The organism is Stenotrophomonas sp. 364 (assembly GCF_009832905.1).
Lineage (GTDB): Bacteria > Pseudomonadota > Gammaproteobacteria > Xanthomonadales > Xanthomonadaceae > Stenotrophomonas > Stenotrophomonas maltophilia_AP.
On record NZ_CP047135.1, the window covers coordinates 579002 to 594113 of the forward strand.

13 protein-coding genes are annotated in these 15112 nt (G+C 67.3%); 7 read left to right on the forward strand and 6 right to left on the reverse strand.

Translation table 11 applies throughout. The features are described from left to right. Positions 1 to 84 precede the first annotated feature (84 nt). The gene (locus GQ674_RS02690) at positions 85 to 960 is read right to left on the reverse strand and encodes an AraC family transcriptional regulator (RefSeq protein ID WP_159495861.1); all 876 of its coding nucleotides are present in this window, start codon (positions 958 to 960) and stop codon (positions 85 to 87) included. A 144-nt stretch (positions 961 to 1104) separates the two neighbouring features. On the opposite strand from GQ674_RS02690, the gene GQ674_RS02695 reads away from it, so the two are divergent. The 5 genes from GQ674_RS02695 (at position 1105) to GQ674_RS02715 (ending at position 6893) form a co-directional block, all read left to right on the forward strand. After that, positions 1105 to 2175: an aldo/keto reductase gene (locus GQ674_RS02695; protein WP_159495862.1), complete on the forward strand. Its 1071-nt coding sequence runs from the start codon at positions 1105 to 1107 to the stop codon at positions 2173 to 2175. Further along, positions 2172 to 2720: a nuclear transport factor 2 family protein gene (locus GQ674_RS02700; RefSeq protein WP_159495863.1), complete on the forward strand. Its 549-nt coding sequence runs from the start codon at positions 2172 to 2174 to the stop codon at positions 2718 to 2720. Before GQ674_RS02695 ends, GQ674_RS02700 begins: the two co-directional genes overlap by 4 nt. Positions 2721 to 2840: 120 nt before the next feature. Continuing rightward, entirely contained in the window at positions 2841 to 4718 is a 1878-nt protein-coding gene (prpE, locus tag GQ674_RS02705; RefSeq protein ID WP_159495864.1) for a propionate--CoA ligase, read from the forward strand. Positions 4719 to 5232: 514 nt separating this feature from the next. Then, complete coding sequence (locus tag GQ674_RS02710; RefSeq protein ID WP_159495865.1) at positions 5233 to 5757, forward strand: hypothetical protein; 525 nt, start codon at positions 5233 to 5235, stop codon at positions 5755 to 5757. Positions 5758 to 5834: 77 nt separating this feature from the next. Further along, complete coding sequence (locus tag GQ674_RS02715) at positions 5835 to 6893, forward strand: suppressor of fused domain protein (protein ID WP_159495866.1); 1059 nt, start codon at positions 5835 to 5837, stop codon at positions 6891 to 6893. 88 nt (positions 6894 to 6981) lie between these two features. On the opposite strand, the gene GQ674_RS02720 is transcribed toward GQ674_RS02715, so the two are convergent. The 5 genes from GQ674_RS02720 to GQ674_RS02740 all read right to left on the reverse strand — a co-directional run bounded on the left by GQ674_RS02720 (position 6982) and on the right by GQ674_RS02740 (position 12456). After that, entirely contained in the window at positions 6982 to 7593 is a 612-nt protein-coding gene (locus GQ674_RS02720) for a glutathione S-transferase N-terminal domain-containing protein (RefSeq protein ID WP_159495867.1), read from the reverse strand. A gap of 90 nt (positions 7594 to 7683) precedes the next feature. Continuing rightward, complete coding sequence (locus GQ674_RS02725) at positions 7684 to 8142, reverse strand: cell wall hydrolase (RefSeq protein ID WP_159495868.1); 459 nt, start codon at positions 8140 to 8142, stop codon at positions 7684 to 7686. Between the two features lie 291 nt (positions 8143 to 8433). Then, positions 8434 to 10467, reverse strand: coding sequence for an NADPH-dependent 2,4-dienoyl-CoA reductase (locus GQ674_RS02730; protein ID WP_159495869.1), 2034 nt, complete (start codon positions 10465 to 10467; stop codon positions 8434 to 8436). Positions 10468 to 10711: 244 nt separating this feature from the next. Beyond that, complete coding sequence (locus GQ674_RS02735; RefSeq protein WP_159495870.1) at positions 10712 to 11326, reverse strand: hypothetical protein; 615 nt, start codon at positions 11324 to 11326, stop codon at positions 10712 to 10714. A 107-nt stretch (positions 11327 to 11433) separates the two neighbouring features. After that, positions 11434 to 12456 (reverse strand): zinc-binding alcohol dehydrogenase family protein, encoded by a 1023-nt coding sequence (locus tag GQ674_RS02740; protein WP_159495871.1) that lies wholly within the window; start codon positions 12454 to 12456, stop codon positions 11434 to 11436. Between the two features lie 368 nt (positions 12457 to 12824). Here GQ674_RS02740 and GQ674_RS02745 point away from each other — a divergent pair, with 368 nt between their 5' ends. Both GQ674_RS02745 and GQ674_RS02750 read left to right on the forward strand, forming a co-directional pair. After that, positions 12825 to 13916, forward strand: coding sequence for an OmpA family protein (locus GQ674_RS02745; RefSeq protein ID WP_159495872.1), 1092 nt, complete (start codon positions 12825 to 12827; stop codon positions 13914 to 13916). 683 nt (positions 13917 to 14599) lie between these two features. Next, the gene (locus GQ674_RS02750; RefSeq protein ID WP_159495873.1) at positions 14600 to 15109 is read left to right on the forward strand and encodes a hypothetical protein; all 510 of its coding nucleotides are present in this window, start codon (positions 14600 to 14602) and stop codon (positions 15107 to 15109) included. Positions 15110 to 15112: the final 3 nt, after the last annotated feature.

Consider the following 15112-nt stretch of genomic DNA (forward strand, 5'->3'; position numbering starts at 1 on the left):
GCAGGTAGGTACCGACCGTGGGTCGGTATGCTGTTGAAAAACGCCGGGCATTGCCCGGCGTTTTTCGTTTCGCATCGTGCTGCCTCATCCCGCGCGGAGCCGCGCGGCGTCCTTCGCTGGGGGGAGGCCGAACACCCGCGCGTAGTCGCGACTGAACTGCGATGGGCTCTCATAGCCAACACTGAAACCGGCGTTGGCGGCATCCAGTGCGTCGCTGACCATCAACCGCCGCGCTTCCTGCAGGCGCAACCGGGTGCGGTACTCCAGCGGACTCATCGTGGTGATGGCCTTGAAGTGCTGATGGAAACTGGAGCGGCCCATGCCGGCGCGTTCGGCCGCCTGCTCGATACGGCACGCTTCCCGGAAGTGCGTCTTGATCCACACGATGGCGCGCGCGATCTGGTTGAGCCGGCTGTCGGCCCGGGCCATGTGCCGGAGCAGGCTGCCGCTGGGCCCCTGCAGGAGCCGGTAGAGCATCTCGCGCAGGGTCAGCGGGGCAAGGGCGTCGATGTCGCCAGGGGTGTCCAGCAGGCGTAACAGGCGTATCGCCGCGCCCAGCAGTTCGTCACTGGTGCGGTTCAAGGCCAGTCCGGTGGCGGGCGCCCGCCCCACCGGCGTGGGGTGGCGCAGCGCCAGCTCGGACAGCATCTGCATGTCCAGATCCAGTTGCAGGCACAGGTAGGGCGCCTCCGCGCTGGCGGCCACCACCGACCCCATGACCGGCAGCTCGACCGAGGCGATCAGATAATGCTCGGGGTCATAGCGGTAGGCCGTGGTGCCGACGCTGGCCTGTTTGATGCCCTGGCCGACCAGGCACAGCGTGGGTTCGTAGATCACCGGCATCGGCAGCGTGGGTGCCGACGCACGGATCAGGGTAACCCCCGGAAGCGCGCTCTCATGGGAGCCGTCCACCCCGGTGTGGCGTTCCAGCAGTGCAATGAACGTGCTCAGTTGGTCCATGTGTCGATGGTAGCGCGACCGTCCGGGCCGGTTTGCGGCCCTGGAGGATCGGGCAAGCATCGCGCACAAGCGGGCTACCGGCGTCAGGTGCGGGGGGCGGGAAGATACATGCCGCATTCCCGCCTCCAAAGGACACCCCAAACCATGAACGCTCCCCAGGCACTGGACCACTATCGTCTGCTCGGCCGCTCCGGGCTGCGCGTATCGCCGCTCTCGTTGGGCACCATGACCTTTGGCTCGGACTGGGGCTGGGGCGCCGACGACGCCGAGTCCGCACGGATCTTCGACACCTATGTCGAGCGTGGCGGCAACTTCATCGACACCGCGGTGAACTACACCAACGGCGCCGCCGAGCGGATCCTCGGCGGGCTGCTCCGGCAGAAGCGCGAGCGCGTCGTGCTGGCGACCAAGTTCACCATGTCGCGTGACCCGGGCAACCCCAATGCCGGCGGCAACCATCGCCTCAACCTGGTGCGTTCGGTGGAAACCAGCCTGCGCCAATTGGCGACCGACCGGATCGACCTGCTGTACCTGCACGCCTGGGACTTCACCACCGCGGTGGAGGAGGTGATGCGTGCGCTGGACGACCTGGTGCGCGCTGGCAAGGTGCTCTATCTGGGCATCTGCAACACGCCAGCCTGGCGCGTGGCACAGATGCAGACACTGGCCGACCTGCGCGGCTGGTCGCCCCTGGTGGCGCTGCAGATCGAGTACAGCCTGCTCGAGCGCACGGTCGAGCACGAACTGATGCCGATGGCGGCCGCACTGGGCCTGGGCGTGCTGCCCTGGTCGCCGCTGGGCGGCGGCATCCTGACCGGCAAGTACACCCGTGCCGATCTGGTCGAAGACAACGCCGCCGATGTCTCGCCCACGCGCAAGGGCGTGATCGCGTCGACCGGGCACCTCAACGGGCGCGCGCTGGATATCGCCGCGGTGGTCGGCGAGGTTGCCGCCGAACTCGGCGTCAGCCGTTCGCAGGTGGCGCTGGCCTGGACCCTGCACAATCCGGCCGTGGTGTCGCCGGTCATGGGCGCGCGTACGCTGGCCCAGGCCGAGGACAACATCGGCGCGCTGGCGGTGGTGCTCGGCCAGGATCACCTGCAGCGGCTGGAGGACGCCAGCGCACCGGCGCCGATCTTCCCGGCACGCTTCATGTCCCGGCCGATGGCGCGACAACTGGTCACCGGTGGTGCGCATATCCGGGGGCGGCAATGATCGTGGGCGCAACGACGTGGATCCTGCTCCTGCTGGCACTGGCCTTGCCCTTGAGCGCCGCCGGCACGCCGTCTGAAAACAACCCCGCGACGGTCAGTGAGCACAATCGTCGCCTGGTCAGCGATGCGTTCGAACGCTGGAGCGCCGGCCAGGACGGCTTTTTCACGCAGGTGCTGGACCCGGCGGTGGTCTGGACCATCGCCGGCTCTGGCCCCAGTGCAGGGCGCTTTGAAGGGCGCGATGCGTTCGAGCAGCGCGCGGTGCGCCCGTTCATCGCCTGCCTGTTGGCGCCGGTGCGGCCCGTATCCCACCAGGTCTGGGCGGACGGCAACCACGTCATCGTGCACTGGCATGGCCAGGCCACCGCTGTCGACGGGCTGCCTTACCGCAACGACTATGCGTGGATCATGCGCATGCAGCACGGCCGTGCGGTGGATGTGGTCGCCTTCCTCGATCTGGTGCCATACGACGCGGTGCTGAAGCGCCTGGGGCCGGACTGCACCAGGGGTCTGCCCGCGCCGGCCGATCGCCCCCGTCGTCTGTAGCGAACGCGGGCACGGCGCGTACCATGGCCGGTACACGCCGTGCCTACGACCAAGGTCGGGCGGCCCGGCCGACACCATCGGACTATGCTCGATCCCATGATTCTGTCTGGGAGGGCTGTCATGCGTTACGAAGCGATGTACCGGCGTTCGGTGGATGAACCCGAGGCGTTCTGGGCCGAAGAGGCCCAGCGCATCTACTGGCATAAAGCGCCGGAACAGATCCTCGACTACAGCAACCCGCCGTTCCGGCGCTGGTTCGTCGGCGGCGAAACCAACCTCTGCTACAACGCCGTGGACCGGCACCTGGTCGACCGCCCGGAGCAGCTGGCACTGGTGGCCATCTCCACCGAAACCGACATCACCCGCGAGATCACCTATCGCGAGCTCTATCGCGAGGTGAACGCGTTCGCCGCCGTGCTGCAGCGCCTGGACGTGGGCCGTGGCGACCGCGTGGTGATCTACATGCCCAACATGGCCGAGGCGGTGTTTGCGATGCTGGCGTGCGCGCGCATCGGGGCAATCCACTCGGTCGTGTTCGGCGGCTTTGCCGCGCACAACCTGGCGCTGCGCATCGACGATGCCGAACCCAAGCTGCTGATCGCCGCCGATGCCGGCAAGCGCGGTGGCAAGGTGATTCCGTACAAGGCAATGGTGGATGCGGCCTGTGCCGAAGCCACTTCGCCGCCGCCGCATGTGCTGATCGTCTCGCGCGGGCTGGACCCGGCCGAACCGAAGGTGCCCGGTCGCGACGTCGACTACGCCACGCTGCGCGCCGAGGTGGGTGACCAGGACGTGCCGGTGGTCTGGCTGGAATCCAGCGAGCCCAGCTACCTGCTGTACACCTCCGGCACCACCGGCAAGCCCAAGGGCGTGCAGCGCGACGTGGGCGGTTACGCGGTGGCGATGGCGCAGTCGATGCAGACCGTGTTCGACTGCAAGCCGGGCCAGGTGATGTTCTCCACCTCCGACGTGGGCTGGGCGGTGGGCCATTCCTACAACGTGTACGGCCCGCTGATCGGCGGCTGCACTTCGCTGCTCTACGAAGGCCTGCCGACCAACCCCGACCCGGGGATCTGGTGGGCGTTGTGCGAGCAGTACAACGTGCGCACGTTGTTCTCCTCGCCCACCGCCATACGCGTGCTGAAGAAGCACGACACCGACTTCATCACGCGCCACGACCTGGACGCGCTCAAGTACGTGTTCCTGGCCGGTGAGCCGCTTGACGAACCCACGGCGCACTGGATCAACGACGCGTTGGGCAAGCCGATCATCGACAACTACTGGCAGACCGAAACCGGCTGGCCGGCACTGACGTTGTTGCCCGGGGTGGACATGAAACCGGTTCGTTTCGGCTCGCCCGGGTTCCCCAACCTTGGCTACAAGATGAAGGTCATCGACGAGAACACCGGGGAAGAAGTGGCGCCCGGGCAGAAGGGCGTGCTGGTGATGACCCCGCCGTTGCCGCCGGGGTGCATGAGCACCGTGTGGAAGGACGACGACCGGTTCCTGCAGAGCTATTTCAGCCACTTCAAGGAGCTGCTGTACAGCTCGCTGGACTGGGCGATCCGCGACGCCGACGGCTACACCTTCATCCTCGGCCGCACCGACGATGTGATCAACGTGGCCGGGCACCGGCTGGGCACGCGCGAGATCGAAGAGTGCATCTCCGGCCACCCGCTGGTGGCCGAGGCGGCGGTGATCGGGGTCAAGGACGAGCTCAAGGGCCAGGTGCCGCTGGTGTTTGTCACCCTGCGCCAGGCAGTGGACGGCGATGGCAGCACGGTGATCACCGAGATGATGCAGCGGGTGACCCACTCGCTCGGCGCACTGGCGCGGCCGGCGCACATCCATATCGTCAATGCGCTGCCCAAGACCCGCTCGGGCAAGCTGCTGCGGCGCTCGCTGCAGGCGCTGGCCGAAGAGCGTGATCCGGGGGACCTGTCCACGCTGGACGATCCGGCCGCATTGGATGAGATCCGGCGCGCGCTGGGGCACTGACGCGCACCGTTCGCGTCGCATGGGACAAACGCGCAGGCGCGGCCCCGGAAGGGGCTGCCTCGGTGCGGATCCCCATGGAGGACGGCATGGCGATGGAACACAGGATGCGGGTAAGCAAAGCGCTGGTGACGGCGATCGGCTGGTGCTGCCTGCTGGGCTACGCGACCTATCTGATCGCCGATGCCTGGGGGATTCCCGGCCGCTGAACATCCTCCAGGTGATCGCGGTGCCGGTCCTGCTGCTGGTGGTCATCCGTGCCATCCGCCGCTACCTGCAGTTCCGCGCGGACGCCTGACCGGCGCGTGTTGCAGCGCATTATCGGTGTCGGCCAGCCTCGGGTAAGCTCCGGACGTGACCGCTGCAGGCTCCAGTGCCTGGCGTCGCGCGCTGGGGACACGGCGCGCGGGGGCGCGGGCGTGGCGTTGCGCCTGCAACGGTCGCAAGGGGGCGCACGTGCACCGGCCAACGGCCGGAGGGCGGGCGTGGCACTGCAGCACGCAACAGGGGGAAGTACATGGCCTACATCCATGGCAAGACGGCCGCGGGCCGCCAGGAAATCGAAGACCGTGCACGTCGGCTGCCGCCGGCGTTGCGCTCCATTCTGCTGATGGTCGATGGTCAGCGCGATGACGATGCGTTGACCGCCTTGTTGCCGGGCCTGCGCGCGCCGGACGACGCGCTCGCGCAGCTGGCGCAGATGGGACTGATCGAGGTTGTCGGCGGTGCCGTCGCACCGCCCGCCGCGCGCGCGCTCACCGCCGGGCGCGAGCAGGACCCGGACCTTTACAAGCGCCTGTACGACTGGATGAGCGAATCGGTGCGCCGCCATCTGGGCCTGAAGGGCTATTTCATGCAGCTCAAGATCGAGCGCTGCACCGATGCGGCAGGGCTGGAAAAACTGTGGCCGGACATGGCCGCCGCTGTCGCCAAGGCCAAGAGCCCGGCGTTGGCCAGCCGCTGGTTGAGCGACACCCATGCAGTGCTCGACGCATCGACGCAGCCGCAGCCCGACGCGAGCGCCGAGCCCGTGCCTGGCTGAATCGCCAGCGCCTGCCAGGGTGGTCGTTGCCGCGCGGGGGCGTTACCTTGCCCGGCTACACCTGCAGGAGCACCGCGATGGACCCCACGCACGATGACCACGGCACCCCCGGCTGGGATGCCATCAATGCGGCCCTGGCCGCGTTGTACCCGGGGCAGGAACCCAAACACTTCGGCACGGCGCTGCCGTACACCCTGGGCGGCAATGACCCGCTCGACGGGATCAGCGTGTACTGGGCCGAATCGCCCCGCCCGTACTGGCATTACGTCACCTATGGCTTCTCCGAGCTGTACGACAAGCAGAGCGACGACGCAGCCGACAGCGGCTACGGCTTCGAGCTGACCTTCCGCCTGGCCGCCGCGCCGGGGCAGGGCGCGGACGACGCGCCGCCGGTGTGGCCGATGAACCTGCTGCAGAACCTGGCGCGCTATGTCTTCAGCAGCGGCAATGTGTTCGAGGCCGGCCACCACCTGGACGCCAACGGTCCGATCGCGCTGGACACCGACACCGTGCTGCGCCACCTGGCGCTGGTGGAGGATCCGCAGCTGCCGCCGCGCGACACCGCCAACGGCCGCGTGCGCTTCCTGCAGGTGGTCGGGCTGGCCGATGAGGAAATGGCGGCGGTGCGCCGCTGGTCCACCCAGGGCGTGCTGGATGCGCTGTTGCCGGCCATGCCGCTGTGGATCACCGACCTGCAGCGCGGTTCGCTGCTGGCCGATCCGGCCCTGGCCGCGCAGGTCGAGGCGGGCAGTGCCCGCGACGGCTCCGCCACCGGCCTGCTGTTCCTGGAAACGCTGGACTGGGAGGCCCAAGGCGACAGCGTGGAGCTGGTGCTGGGCGCCGGCCAGGTGCCGGGCGTGCTCGAACTGCTGCCGCTGCGGTTGGACCACGGCCACGCGCTGACCTTGCTCAACGCGCAGCGCAGCTGGCGCTTCGAGCCCGGCGAGGTGGACCAGCTGGAGATCGAGACGGACACCGCGCGCTGCGTGCTCAGCCCGGCCACCCTGCGTGCCTTGCAGGACCACCTGCAGGCCCAGCGGGGCGTCTACCCGCTGCCCGGCGGACGCCTGCGGATCCGGGTGGAGCCCACCCAGCTGCGCGACGCACAGGGCAATGTCGTGCGCACCGTCGGGTAACCCGGTAGAGCCACCCCAGGGTGACCGCAAAAGAAAAACGCCCGGCAGTGCCGGGCGCTTTACTTATATATATGCCGCGTTGAACGACTCAGCTCAGGCCTTCGGCCTTCAGCGTGGCCTGCACGCCAGCATCGGCGTCCATGCGGGTCTTGTACGCGGCGATGTTGTCCAGGCCGCCCAGGTCGATCTTGGCACCGGCCGCCCAGCGCAGGGTGATGTAGAAATACGGGTCGGCGAAGCTGCGGAAGCCGGCCAGCCACGGGCGGTCGGCGAGCTGCTTGTCGGCGCGTTCGAACAGGCCGCGCAGGCGCTTGCGTGCGGTGGCACGGAGCGCTTCGTGCTGGGTCTCGTCTTCGATGAAATTGCCCGGCCCGAACAGCGGCTTGAACGCCGGGTGCAGGTCCGAGTTGACGAAGGACAGCCACCGGGTCGCTTCGGCGCGCTGCTGGGCGCTGCCGTCACCGGCCAGGCCGGCCTGCGGGTAGGTGTCGGCGATGTAGCCCATGATCGCCGCGTTCTGGGTCAGGATGAAATCGCCATCGACCACCGCAGGCACCGAACCGGCCGGGTTGATCTTCAGGAATGCCGGCGCCTTCAGCGTGTCCTTGTCGAGCAGTTCCACCTCGAACGGCTGGCCGGTCCACTGCAGGGCGATGTGGTCGGCGGTGGAGCAGGCACCGGGCTTGCTGTACAGCTTCATGGGAACTCCGTTGACGGATGGGTGGAAGGTCAGCTGCCCACTATTCCAGAGCAGGCCCCGCATCCTCAACGGTATGGCCGTAACAGACCGTTACGACGTGCGCGGCTTGAGTTTCTGCACGCGATAGAACGTGTGGTCACCGATGGTGGCCACCTGGTAGGCATTGCGCCAGCTCGGGTTGGCAATCGACAAGGCGGCGAAGTGGCTTGCGCCGGGCACGATCTCCTTGCGTTCACCCACCGGCAGGGCCCAATTGCGCTCGGCATCGAAGGCCACCGTCATCGCTTCCTGCCAGGCGTCTGCATTGCCCAGCTGGGTGCCAGGGGCCACGATGGTCGGCGCGAACTGCTTGCGCGCGGTCACCACCTTGCACATCGAGTCGCCCCACAGCCCGCTGTCCAGACGACGCAGGGCCACCTCGGCGACGGCTTGCTGGCCGCGCAGGGTCTGGTCACGCGCTTCGAGGTAGACGGTCGTGCTCAGGCACAACGAATCGGCGGCCGGCTGCGGCAACAACTGCGACAGCCAGAGAATCCAGGCCAGTTTCATAAATCTCCTTGCTCCGTGTAGGCCGCACCTGGCTGGTCCATCCGATCATGCGGACGGGGCGGGGGTACGACTTGGCGTCATGGGGAGGCGACCATCGGGGTCGCCCGGGGGCGGACCCGAACAGGACGTGGGGTCCGCGCGCTCACTCGAACTGGGTGGTGAGCGGGAAAGTTGGCGCACGATAGGGGGCCATTTCCCAATGCATCCTGAACCCGAAAGCTTGACATTCAGGTTCGGGGCGCGGGCCGGAATGGGCTTCCGGACCCGTATTCAGGTCGCCAGCGACCGGTTTCAGAGCTGCGCGGCGAGGTGGCTGCCTTGGTGGATCGCGCGCTTTGCATCCAGTTCGGCGGCCACGTCCGCGCCCCCGATCAGGTGCGCGTTGATCCCGGCCGCCTGCAGCGCGGCGTGCAGATCGCGGCGCGGTTCCTGGCCGGCGCAGACCACCACGTGATCCACCGGCAGGGTCTGTTCCTGGCCCTCGATGCGCACGCGCAGGCCCGCATCGTCCACGCCCAGGTACTCCACGCCGCCCAGCATCGTCACGCCCTTGGCCTTGAGCGTGGCGCGGTGGATCCAGCCGGTGGTCTTGCCCAGGCGCGCGCCGGGCTTGCCCGGGCTGCGCTGCAGCAGCCAGACCTTGCGCGCCGGTGCTTCGGGCGCGGGCTTGGCGAGCGCACCGCGGGCTTCAAAACTGGGGTCCACACCCCATTCGGCCATCCAGCGGGCGGGATCGAGCGCGCTGGAGGGGCCGTCATGGACCAGGAACTCGCCCACGTCGAAGCCGATGCCGCCGGCGCCGATGATGGCGACCTGCGCCCCGGCCTGGACCCGGCCCAGCAGCACGTCCAGATAGTTGACCACCTTGGGGTGGTCGGCACCGGGGAAGTCGACCCGACGCGGGGTGATGCCGGTGGCCACCACGACCTCGTCAAAGCCGGCCAGCGTGGCGACATCGGCCACGGTGTCCAGCTTCACCTCGACCCGGGTCTGCTCCAGCTTGTGGCGGAAGTAGCGCAGGGTCTCGTGGAATTCTTCCTTGCCCGGAATGCGCTTGGCCACGTTGAACTGGCCGCCGATCTCGCTGCCGGCGTCGAACAGGGTCACCTGGTGGCCGCGTTCGGCGGCGACCGTGGCGCAGGCCAGCCCGGCCGGACCCGCGCCGACCACGGCCACGCGCCTGGGGGCGGTGACCGGGCGGTACACCAGTTCGGTTTCGTGCACGGCGCGCGGGTTGACCAGGCAGCTGGCGGTCTTGTTCTCGAACACGTGGTCCAGGCAGGCCTGGTTGCAGGCAATGCAGGTATTGATCGCTTCGGGGCGACCGGCGCGGGCCTTGTTGGCCCATTCCGGGTCGGCCAGCAGCGGCCGCGCCAGCGACACCATGTCCGCGCCGCCGCTGGCCAGGATGCGCTCGGCCACGTCGGGCATGTTGATGCGGTTGGTGGCGATCACCGGCAGCTGCACATGCGGCTTGAGCTTGGCGGTGACTCCGGCGAAGGCCGCGCGCGGCACCGAGGTGGCGATGGTGGGGATGCGCGCCTCGTGCCAGCCGATGCCGGCGTTGATCAAGGTCGCGCCGGCCGCCTCGATCGCCTTGGCCTGCTGCACGATTTCATCCCAGTTGCTGCCGCCGTCGACCAGGTCCACCAGCGACAGCCGGTAGATGATGATGAAGTCCGGGCCGCAGGCCTCGCGGATGCGGCGCACGATTTCAACCGCAAAGCGCATGCGCTGGGCCGCGTCGCCGCCCCAGCGGTCGGTGCGCGTGTTGGTGCGCGGGGCAATGAACTCGTTGATCAGATAGCCTTCCGAGCCCATCACTTCAACGCCGTCGTAGCCAGCCTCGCGCGCCAGCCGCGCACTGCGCGCGTAATCGGCGATGTGGCGCTCAACGCCACCGGCGCTCAGCGCGCGCGGGGTGAACGGATTGATCGGCGCTTTCAGCTTGCTGGGGGCCACCGACAGGGGGTGGTAGGCATAGCGCCCGGCATGCAGCAGCTGCAGGCAGATCTTGCCGCCGTTGTCGTGCACCGCGGCGGTCACCTGGCGGTGCGGGCGGACCTCCCACGGCCAGGACAGCTTGCCGCCGAACGGCTTGAGCCAGCCGACCAAGTTCGGTGCGAAGCCGCCGGTCACGATCAGGCCGACCCCGCCGGCCGCGCGCTCGGCGAAATAGGCGGCCAGGCGCGGGAAATCGCGCGCGCGGTCCTCCAGGCCGGTGTGCATGGAACCCATCAGGACGCGGTTGCGCAGCTGGGTGAAGCCCAGGTCCAGCGGGGCGAACAGATGGGGGTAGGCGGGGGATTCGGCGGCTGGCGACATGTCGATACGCTTGCGTACGGAAGCGCGCAGGGTGCCGTGAAAGGGTCTTGCGCGCAAGGCCCTTTCACGGCGCCCTGCGCGCTTCGCTCCAAGGTTCGCTGCGCGAACCTTGGACCCTGATGCATGCCTCCTCTACCCCCGCCTATCGGCGCGCCCCTTCAACAGAAGGGGCTTTTCTCCGGAGGGGCGCGCGCGCTGCATGGGGTAGGTGCCGACCGTTGGTCGGCACGGCTGTGGTCGCGGCTTACGGTGCCGCGACGGTGGCGGGGGCGGGCTTGCGGATGCCGAACAGCGGCAGCGTGACGCCGCAGAGTGGGCCGATCAGCAGCGCGAAGGCGAGGGTGCCCACGCCGACGTTGCCGCCCAGCCACCAGCCGATCAGCAGGACGGTGCCCTCGATGAGGCTGCGGACGACCCAGATCGGCCAGCCGGTGCGGGCATGCAGGCCGGTCATCAGGCCGTCGCGCGGGCCCGGGCCGAAACGTGCGCCGATGTACAGGCCGGTGGCCACGGCCACCATCAGCAGGCCACAGATGAACAGCGGGACCTGCCACGCCAGCCCGTGCACCTCCGGCAGCAGCCACAGGCCGAACTGCGCGCTCGGGCCGATCAGCATGACGTTGAGTACCGTGCCCAGCCCCGGCTTCTGCCGGATCGGCCACCACAGCAACAGCACCAGCGCGCCGATCACGTTGGTGGCCACGCCGAACGACAGCGGCGTCTGCAACGCGATGCCCTGCGACAGCACATCCCACGGCGCCACCCCGATCGCGGCACGGATCATCACCGCCGCGCCCATGCCGTACAGGAACAGGCCAAGCAGCAGTTGCAACAGGCGCAGGGGAAGTGAAGTGGGCATGGCATGTGTCACCGGAGGGGCCCTTGACTGTAGGTTGTGCCCGCCACGCCGGACAGATACAGATACACGCCAATATCCGCCGACACCTGCGCCGCCGGCGCAGGCATCTACCAGCCGGCCAGCACCAGCTTGCCGACCGTGCCACCGCTTTCCAGTTGCCGGTGGGCCTCGCGCAGGTTGGCGGCGTTGATCAGGCCAAGGTGCGTACTGCGTGTGCTGCGCAGTTCGCCCGCATCGACCAGGCTTGCAACGCGGTTCAGGATGCGATGCTGTTCGATCATGTCCGCGGTGCGGAACTTCACGCGCGCAAACATGAATTCCCAGTGGATGCCGATGCACTTGGCTTTATAGGGATCGCCGATGCGCAAGGCGTCGCGCGGTTCGACAATCAGGCCGACATGGCCTTGGGGCGCCAGCAGTTCGCCCAACACGTCCCAGTAGCGGTCGGTGTCGGCCAGGTTGAGCGCCACCTGCACCTGCGCGATGCCCAGTGCCTGCAGCTGCGGTGGCAACGGCTGATGGTGGTCGACCACGTGGTGGGCGCCCATCTGCAGGCACCACTGCACCGACGCGGTGCGCGACGCCGTGGCGACCACGGTGAAGCCGGCATGCCGGGCCAGCTGGATCGCCATCGAACCCACGCCGCCGGCACCGCCGATGACCAACAACACCTGGCCGGCATGGCGACGGTCATCAAACTGCAATGGCATGCGCTGGAACAGCAGTTCCCACGCAGTCAGCGTGGTCAGCGGCAGCGCTGCGGCGTCGGCGAAATCCAGCGTGGTCGGCTTGCGTCCGACCAGTCGCTCATCCACCAGGTGCCACTGCGCGTTGCTGCCGGTACGTGTCACATCGCCGGCGTAATACACCTCGTCGCCGGGCGCGAAAGCCACTACGTCCGGGCCAACGGCTTCGACGGTTCCGGCGGCGTCGTAGCCAAGAATGCGCGGGGGATCTTCGCGTTCCGGACGCGGCGCGCGCTGTTTGGTATCCACGGGATTGACGGAAACGGCCTGTATTCGCACCCGTAGATCCGAACCAAAGGGCGGACCGGGGTCGGGCAGCGTCAGATCAAGCAGTGCGGCGGGGTCGTCGATCGGCAGGTACTGGCGCAAACCCACGGCTTTCATGGCAGCTCCGGTGCAGGACGTTCCTCATCATACGTCCGCCAACAAAGCTGTTCTTGCGCTGAATCAAGGCAGGTGCGGATTTTTCACGGAATACTGCGATGGTGCAGTCCAAGGATAGCAAAATCGGGTCGGACCCCTTGCCATTGCTGGGTCTTGCGCAATTTCATCAACCTGTATAGGGTGCCACCAGCTGGGCCGGTAGAGGTCTGGCGGTCGTCTTCACATGTTACGTGACTGTTAACATCACCTTCACCCTCCTGAGCATAATGTTCGCTGCGGTGGCGTGCTGAATCGGCAGTCTGAAAACGACGCAGGTGCTGGCCCATGCCTCTACCGGTTTCATACCCCCGAAATAGGAGCTGTACTCAATGAACAAGAAGATCCTCACTGCCGCGCTGCTGGGCGGTCTGGCTTTCGCCCAGGCTGCTTCGGCGCAGGATTTTGACGACCGCTGGTACCTGACCGGTTCGGCCGGCTTCAACTTCCAGGATAACGACCGTCTGACCAACGACGCTCCGTTCGTGACCCTGGGCCTCGGTAAGTTCATCAGCCCCAACTGGTCGCTGGACGGCGAGCTGAACTACCAGAACCCGAACTTCGATGCCAACCAGGATCTGAACTGGAGCCAGTACGGCGTGTCGGTCGACATGCGTCGCCACTTCATCTCTGAAGGCCGTGGCTGGAACCCGTACCTGCTGATGGGTCTGGGCTACCAGAAGTCGGAAGAAGAGTACGCCGCCAACAGCCTGAATGGTCCGCGTGAGCGCAAGGACGGCAACTTCGCCGCCAAGCTCGGCGTCGGCCTGCAGACCACCTTCGAAAAGCGCGTTGCTGTCCGCGCCGAAGTGGCCTACCGCGCTGACTTCGACGACCAGAGCATCGCCGCTCCGTCGGAAGACTGGTTCGGCGACGTGCTGGCTTCGGTCGGCGTCGTGATCCCGCTCGGCCCGGCTCCGACCGCCGCTGTGGTTGCCCCGGCTCCGGTTGCTCCGAGCTGCGCCGACCTGGATGACGACGGTGACGGCGTCAACAATTGCGACGACAAGTGCCCGGATTCGCAGCCGGGTCAGACCATCGGTCCGGACGGTTGCCCGGTCCCGGTCTCGATCGATCTGAAGGGTGTGAACTTCGACTTCGACAAGGCGACCCTGCGTCCGGACGCCGTGGCGATCCTGAGCGAAGCCACCGAGATCCTGAAGCGTTACCCGGATCTGCGCGTTGAAGTTGCCGGTCACACCGACTCGAAGGGTACCGACGCTTACAACCAGAAGCTGTCGGAGCGTCGCGCCACCACCGTGTATGACTACCTGACCAAGAACGGCGTGTCCGCTTCGCGTCTGGTGGGCCCGATCGGCTACGGCGAGAGCCGTCCGATTGCGCCGAACACCAACCCGGATGGCTCGGACAACCCGGAAGGTCGTGCAAAGAACCGTCGTACCGAGCTGAACGTCCAGAACTAATCCTTCTGGTAGTACAGTTTCAGAAGAGGGCCCGGCATTGCCGGGCCCTTTTTTTGCTTTTTTTAGGTCAAAAGCCAAAAGCCAAAAGCCAAAGCCAGAAAGCGGTCGTTGCCGTCTGCTTCCAGGCTGGGCGGGGGTGTGTGGGTTCGCGGGACACGCCGCAAGTACGTCCGTGTAGGCTCCGTCGCGCCATCCATGGCGCTCAGGGTCCCGCGAACCCACACACCCCCTCCCTCGACAGTGGGCCGGTGGCCAATGAAGAGCGAGGAGCGAAAGCTGGGCGCCGTGTTTCGCTTTTCCTGTGAGCACCTGTCAGGTGTCGGGGGGGCTGGTAGGGGTGGGATTGCGGGGCCCTGAGCCGCATGGGTCCGACGCATGCGTCGGACGGGCTGGGCAGGACGCCCAGCCCCGGCCTTGCCGAGTGCGCAGGATTGCGCACTCGCGAAAGCGGCGACGGAGCCTCCAGGGATGGATGCACGGCGTGTCCCGCAACCCCACCCCTATCGGCCCAGCTCGGCACAGGGGGACATGGAGACCTCGCACTTGATCGTTGGCTTGTTGCTCTTGATCAAGAAATCAACAATAAATCCAACAAGTTGCCGTATTCATTGAATGTGGGATCTTGAAAGCCGTTGTGGCGCTGTTAAACTCGCCGCGTCACCCCTTTTCCCTGGATGCATCCCATGCTGCGTATCGCACTGGCCGCCGTGCTCGGCCTGGCCTTGGTTCCCACCGCCTACGCAGCCGTGGATTGCTCGGCGCATGCCATCAGCGCCTCGCCGCTGCCGCTGCCGGCCACCGCAATCGCCCCGGTCGCTGAAGAGCTTTACATCCGTAATGTGCAGCTGGGCATGCCCGCCGGCGTGCTCACTTCCAACTTCGACCAGCAGCAGTCGCTTGATCGCGTCCTGCAGCGCCTGCGCATCGATGGCTGCCAGAACATCGCCAAGGCCATGCCCGGCGCACCGGCGATCAAGGCCAACGACCCGGCTGCCTACAAGCCGGCCACCGAGTTTGACAATACGCCGTGGCGCTTTGACATGAGCCAGAACGGCAAGCGCATGACCGCCGAAGAATTCGATGCCTGGATGAAGGCCCGTGGCGTGCGCGTGGTCAAGGCGCGTCCGGTTCCCGCTGCAGCCCCGGCCGCGGCCGAAGCACCGGCTGACGCCAAGCCGGGCGAGAAGAAGTAAGCC

Coding starts and splice junctions, on each gene's coding strand:
- GQ674_RS02690 (WP_159495861.1), bottom strand. CDS start 960: ATGGACCAACTGAGCACGTTCATTGCACTGCTGGAACGCCACACCGGG.
- GQ674_RS02695 (WP_159495862.1), top strand. CDS start 1,105: ATGAACGCTCCCCAGGCACTGGACCACTATCGTCTGCTCGGCCGCTCC.
- GQ674_RS02700 (WP_159495863.1), top strand. CDS start 2,172: ATGATCGTGGGCGCAACGACGTGGATCCTGCTCCTGCTGGCACTGGCC.
- prpE (WP_159495864.1), top strand. CDS start 2,841: ATGCGTTACGAAGCGATGTACCGGCGTTCGGTGGATGAACCCGAGGCG.
- GQ674_RS02710 (WP_159495865.1), top strand. CDS start 5,233: ATGGCCTACATCCATGGCAAGACGGCCGCGGGCCGCCAGGAAATCGAA.
- GQ674_RS02715 (WP_159495866.1), top strand. CDS start 5,835: ATGGACCCCACGCACGATGACCACGGCACCCCCGGCTGGGATGCCATC.
- GQ674_RS02720 (WP_159495867.1), bottom strand. CDS start 7,593: ATGAAGCTGTACAGCAAGCCCGGTGCCTGCTCCACCGCCGACCACATC.
- GQ674_RS02725 (WP_159495868.1), bottom strand. CDS start 8,142: ATGAAACTGGCCTGGATTCTCTGGCTGTCGCAGTTGTTGCCGCAGCCG.
- GQ674_RS02730 (WP_159495869.1), bottom strand. CDS start 10,467: ATGTCGCCAGCCGCCGAATCCCCCGCCTACCCCCATCTGTTCGCCCCG.
- GQ674_RS02735 (WP_159495870.1), bottom strand. CDS start 11,326: ATGCCCACTTCACTTCCCCTGCGCCTGTTGCAACTGCTGCTTGGCCTG.
- GQ674_RS02740 (WP_159495871.1), bottom strand. CDS start 12,456: ATGAAAGCCGTGGGTTTGCGCCAGTACCTGCCGATCGACGACCCCGCC.
- GQ674_RS02745 (WP_159495872.1), top strand. CDS start 12,825: ATGAACAAGAAGATCCTCACTGCCGCGCTGCTGGGCGGTCTGGCTTTC.
- GQ674_RS02750 (WP_159495873.1), top strand. CDS start 14,600: ATGCTGCGTATCGCACTGGCCGCCGTGCTCGGCCTGGCCTTGGTTCCC.